3 protein-coding genes and 1 tRNA gene are annotated in these 5,209 nt (G+C 38.2%); 1 reads left to right on the top strand and 3 read right to left on the bottom strand.

Annotated features, from left to right (window positions below; translation table 11 throughout):
• The first annotated feature begins 55 nt into the window (after positions 1–55).
• A tRNA-Met gene (locus ACLTBU_RS16965) sits at positions 56–128 on the top strand.
• Positions 129–287: 159 nt separating this feature from the next.
• Here ACLTBU_RS16965 and glpK read toward each other — a convergent pair.
• Genes glpK through ACLTBU_RS16950 form a run of 3 tightly spaced genes read right to left on the bottom strand, consistent with a single transcriptional unit; the run spans position 288 to position 4,873 of the window.
• Positions 288–1,784, bottom strand: a complete 1,497-nt coding sequence (gene glpK / locus ACLTBU_RS16960) for a glycerol kinase GlpK (RefSeq protein WP_412220172.1) — start codon at positions 1,782–1,784, stop codon at positions 288–290.
• A 59-nt stretch (positions 1,785–1,843) separates the two neighbouring features.
• Positions 1,844–2,212, bottom strand: coding sequence for a DUF1667 domain-containing protein (locus tag ACLTBU_RS16955; RefSeq protein ID WP_412220170.1), 369 nt, complete (start codon positions 2,210–2,212; stop codon positions 1,844–1,846).
• Between the two features lie 3 nt (positions 2,213–2,215).
• Positions 2,216–4,873: an FAD-dependent oxidoreductase gene (locus ACLTBU_RS16950; protein WP_412220169.1), complete on the bottom strand. Its 2,658-nt coding sequence runs from the start codon at positions 4,871–4,873 to the stop codon at positions 2,216–2,218.
• Positions 4,874–5,209: the final 336 nt, after the last annotated feature.

Raw genomic sequence — 5,209 nt, 5'->3', positions numbered from 1 at the left:
TGGTACTTGGCTGGAGACGGCCCGGGAGAGTAGGTGGTTGCCAAATTTTTAATATCGCGGAGTGGAGCAGTTGGTAGCTCGTCGGGCTCATAACCCGAAGGTCATAGGTTCAAGTCCTGTCTCCGCAATGGATAAAAGTCCCAGAAGCTTTTGATTGCAAAAGTTGCTGGGGCTTTTTTGTTTTGTTATTTCACAATGGTTATTAAAATGATAAGAGCATATCATACCAACATGTACTACTACTAAAAAGGTGAGGTTATTTCAAAGTTAGAAATAACCTCACCTTTTTAATCTTCTTTAGCCCATTCTCTAGTGCATTTGATAGCTTTATGCCACCCTTTAAGTAGAAATTCACGTTTGGAAGATTCCATTTTTGGAGTAAAACTCTTTGAAAGGGCCCAGTTGGTGCTAATGTCTTCTTGATCTTTCCAATAACCTACAGCGAGACCTGCTAAATAGGCTGCACCTAGGGCAGTAGTTTCAATAACTTCTGGTCTATCTACCTTTGCACCAAGTATATCTGACTGGAATTGCATAAGGAAGTTATTAGCACATGCACCGCCATCTACTTTAAGTGCTTTAAGTGAGATACCAGAGTCCTCTTGCATAGCCATAAGCACGTCATAAGTCTGATAAGCTAATGATTCTAAAGTCGCTCTAATAAAATGTTCTTTCTTAACACCACGTGTAAGGCCTAATATAGTACCTCTTGCATACTGGTCCCAATAAGGTGCTCCAAGCCCTGTAAAGGCAGGAACGATATAAACACCATTGGAATCTGGGACAGAATTGGCATAAGTCTCAGTATGTGCAGCATGGTCTATCATACGAAGCTCATCACGTAACCATTGAATAGCAGCACCTGCAATAAATACACTACCTTCTAAAGCATATTCAACTTTATTATCTATACCCCAGGCGATGGTAGTAAGTAGGCCTTTATGAGAGAGGATAGCTTTTTCACCTGTATTCATAAGAAGAAAGCATCCTGTGCCATAAGTGTTTTTAGCTGTGCCAGGAGTATGGCAAACCTGACCAAACAAGGCAGCTTGCTGATCCCCAGCAGCACCACTAATAGGAATTTCTCCGCCCAGCAGAGTAGCATTGGTATGTCCATATACACAGCTTGATGGTTTAACTTGAGGGAGCATACTAGTTGGAATATCTAATCTAGTGAGTATTTCCTCATCCCATTTAAGGGTATGAATATTAAAGAGCATTGTCCTAGAAGCATTAGAGTAATCTGTTACGTGTACTTTACCTTTTGTAAGATTCCAGATAAGCCAGGTATCTATTGTACCAAAGAGGAGCTGGCCTTTTAATGCTTTTTCCCTAGCGCCTTCCACATGATCTAAAATCCATTTAATTTTAGTTGCTGAAAAATAAGCATCTATAATAAGCCCAGTTTTTTCTTTAATAATCTGATCAAAGCCTTCTTCTTTTAAGACATCACATATATCAGAGGTTCTACGACATTGCCATACAATAGCATTATAAATAGGTTTACCTGTTGTTTTATCCCATATTACTGTTGTTTCACGCTGATTGGTAATACCTATAGCGGCAATATCACTGGCAGTAGCATTAATTTTTTGCATAGCTTCAGTAGCTACACTTATTTGGGTAAACCAAATTTCCATAGGATCATGTTCTACCCATCCAGCTTTAGGATAAATTTGTGTAAATTCTTTTTGAGCTACACTTTCGATTAGACCATTTTTATTAAATAAAATACATCTGGAGCTTGTAGTACCTTGGTCTAATGACATAATGTATTTTGACATAAATAAAATACCCCCTCATTCATCTATAACTTTATTCTAGCATACTACCATGTAAAGATTTAGGGTGTTTTTGAAACACTTTGAGTCGCAATAAGGCTAATGCCTGTATGAGCTAAGTCTTTGCAGATAATATCCCCTAAATTAATAGGTGCCCGCACTTTTAGTTTTTTAATAGCCTCCATACAGGGCATAATCATTTCTTTAGGAATAGGCTTTGCGGTCTTAACAGCTACCCTAGGGAGAATACCATTTATAACAGGTATAGTAGAAGTTAAAAGGCGTGTTGGATGAATGCATTCTTCTTTTGCATACTCTCGGCCAATTTTGCAGGAGTTACCTGTAACAGTTATGACCTGATTATTTTCTAAAGTAGCTGTAAGTAGGCAGCCTAAAGGGCAGCAGGTACAAGTAAGTTCAACTTTATGCATCTTCTAACTCCTTTCTATTTTGAGGGTGATGGACTTAAGATTAGGGTGAGATGTAAATAAATCTGGTGTAAGGATAAAGTTTTCCATTTCACCAGGAGTAAAAATACGTTTTTTCTTTCTCAGAACTAGTGTGTCATCAAAATAGAGACACTTATAAGCATTTTTATAAACTTTATTCACTCTAAATCTTAAAGTAATAGGTTCTATAGGAGCTGGTTGAATGAACTGAGGAATACAGTAACGTATACCTTCTTCAGTGAATATAGAAATAGGGTTATTTGCATCTGGAGTATCTTCAAGAATATAGTCAGCAGCCTTCTCGCCTGCAAGAGAGCTTTCTTCAGAAACATAGTCTACAAGGTCATGAACATGAAGTACATTACCACAGGCAAAGATACCAGGCGTACTTGTTTCAAGTGTATCTGTAACAACAGGACCACCTGTAATAGGTGAGAGATTAACCTTGGCCTGACGAGAAAGTTCATTTTCAGGGAGGAGCCCTACAGAAAGAAGTAGTAAATCGCAGGGGATAAAAGTTGTTGTAGAACGGATAGGTTGTCTATTAGCATCAACTTCAGCAACAGTAACACCTTCTATTTGATCATGACCATGAATTTCAATAACTGTATGATTAAGCTTAAGAGGAATTTGATAATCATCTAGGCACTGAACAATATTACGTTTAAGTCCACTAGAGAAAGGCATAATTTCTATAACAGCTTGAACATGGGCACCTTCTAAAGTCATACGTCTTGCCATAATAAGTCCAATATCGCCTGAACCAAGTATAACGACTTCCTTACCAGGGAGAATTCCCTTCATATTGACCAATTTTTGTGCCGTGCCAGCAGTTAGAATACCTTTGCACCTAGAGCCTGGGATAGTAAGAGCACCTCTAGGTCTTTCTCTACATCCCATAGCGAGAATAATAGCTTTTGCTTTAAGCGTAAGAAGACCATAAGAAGGACTTAATGCTGTAAGCTCCTTATTAGGAGTAATAGAAGTAACAGTTGTACTGAGTAGATAAGGAATATGAGCCTTTTGAACACTACGGATAAAGCGTTCTGCATATTCAGGACCTGTAAGTTCTTCTTTAAAGGTATGAAGGCCGAAGCCGCTATGAATGCACTGATTTAAAATCCCCCCTAGATAAGGTTCTCTTTCTATAATAAGTAAATGATCTATCCCTTTCTTATGAGCGGCAAGAGCAGCACTTAATCCAGCGGGCCCTCCTCCGATAATAATAAGGTCATATTCTTTTTCTATAGGAAGAGTAGGAGTAGAATAGGTTGTATCCGGAATATCAGAAAGAAGTTCAGAATTTCTAATAAAGCAAAAGCCGGATTGGCACCTACCTGCACCAGCACGTGTACGCCTTTTAATGCCATTTAAATCTACGGCACCTAATGGTCTATGAATAGCCTCTAAAATTTCGGCTTCTGTAATTTGTTCGCAGCGGCATACAATTTTGCCATAGAGAGGATTTTCTTTAATAAGTTCTTTTTGCTTATGTAGTGGAAGGCTATTAAAATGTACAATACCTTTCCTGGTAGGAGTGAAGTCTGGATTAGGAGCAGGCTTAAGTTTTGCACAAATAGCTTGAGCTAATTCTTTACCTATAAGAGGAGCACAGCTAAGACCAGGAGATTCAATCCCAAGTGCATTAAAGAAGTTAGGGACATCAGGTGCTTCACCAAGGATGAAATCATCTTGATCATTATGAGCTCTAAGTCCGCTAAAAGAAGTAATTATATACCCCATAGGGATAGAAGTAGTAGTACGTAAAGCACCAGCAAGCACTTGGTCTAGGCCAGAACGTGTTGTATTAACATTGTCTTTATCTGTACATGGCATGGCAGTAGGGCCGATTAACAAATTACCATCGATGGTAGGGGTAACAAGAATCCCCTTCCCTTTAGAAGTAGGCAGTTGGAATAAGGTACGACCAAAAAGGTTACCTACATATTTATCAAATAAGTCATATTCACCTTTAATAGGGGTAATAGTAAAGGTATGTTTGCTCACACTGTTATTGATCGCATCACTAAATACACCAGCAGCATTAACTACAGCACGTGCCTTAAAAGACTCGGAAGGTGTAGAAAGGATGAAAGTATTCTCCTCTTTAACAATAGAGGTAACAGGGGTATTGAATTTAAATTGTACACCATTAGCATGGGCATTTTCTGCAAGAGCAAGTGTGAGTGTGAAAGGGCAGACAATACCACTTGTAGGCGCATAGAGTGCATTGACTATTTGGGTATTTTCTGCAAGGTGAGGTTCTAGACTGATTACTTCAGAACGCGTAAGAATTTGAAGGTCAGGGACACCATTTTGTTTGCCACGTTCTTTAAGGTCTATAAGTTTAGAATAATCCTCCTTATTAAGATTAAGGACAAGGGCTCCATTTCGCTTAAAGGGAATGTCTAGCTGGGCAGCTAGTTCATTAAACAAAAGGTTACTTCTTGCATTAAGTCTAGCTTTGTGAGTATGAGGTAGAGGATCAAAACCAGCATGGATAATAGCACTATTTGCTTTACTTGTCCCACAGCATACATCATTCTCTTTTTCTAAAACGAGTGTATGAAGTTTATATCTAGAAAGTTCTCGTGCAATAGAGCAGCCGATTACACCAGCCCCTATAATGATGACATCATACATATTACATTCACCTCCAAAGGGGATTTATTAATAAAAATAAGGAACTCCTTTATGTTAATAGTAGGACTTCCTTTCTCTTAGAGTTAACTATTTACTTCCTATAAAATATATGAGAGGAAGAGAGCAAATATGAGATATAAGAGGGAAAAGTTATGCACATTTGTGTATAACTTTGGGGATAAAATGTGTGTAATAAGTGGATAATAAACTTAATATGGGGATAACATAAAAAAGTAATAAAAAGCAAAAAAAAGTTGAGAAATAGTGTTGACTTATGCAAAGTTATGGTGCATAATAAATCAAGTCAGCAGGGCACAGCGCCACTGACACACAGGG

Source organism: Zhenhengia sp. (assembly GCF_046966505.1).
Taxonomy (GTDB): Bacteria; Bacillota; Clostridia; order Lachnospirales; family Cellulosilyticaceae; genus Zhenhengia; species Zhenhengia yiwuensis.
Note: the sequence above shows the minus strand (reverse complement) of the source record. Positions and strands in the feature narration are given on the sequence as shown.

Excerpts from the sequence above, each read along its gene's own strand:
- ACLTBU_RS16955 (WP_412220170.1), bottom strand. The coding sequence starts at position 2,212 with ATGCATAAAGTTGAACTTACTTGTACCTGCTGCCCTTTAGGCTGCCTA.
- glpK (WP_412220172.1), bottom strand. The coding sequence starts at position 1,784 with ATGTCAAAATACATTATGTCATTAGACCAAGGTACTACAAGCTCCAGA.
- ACLTBU_RS16950 (WP_412220169.1), bottom strand. The coding sequence starts at position 4,873 with ATGTATGATGTCATCATTATAGGGGCTGGTGTAATCGGCTGCTCTATT.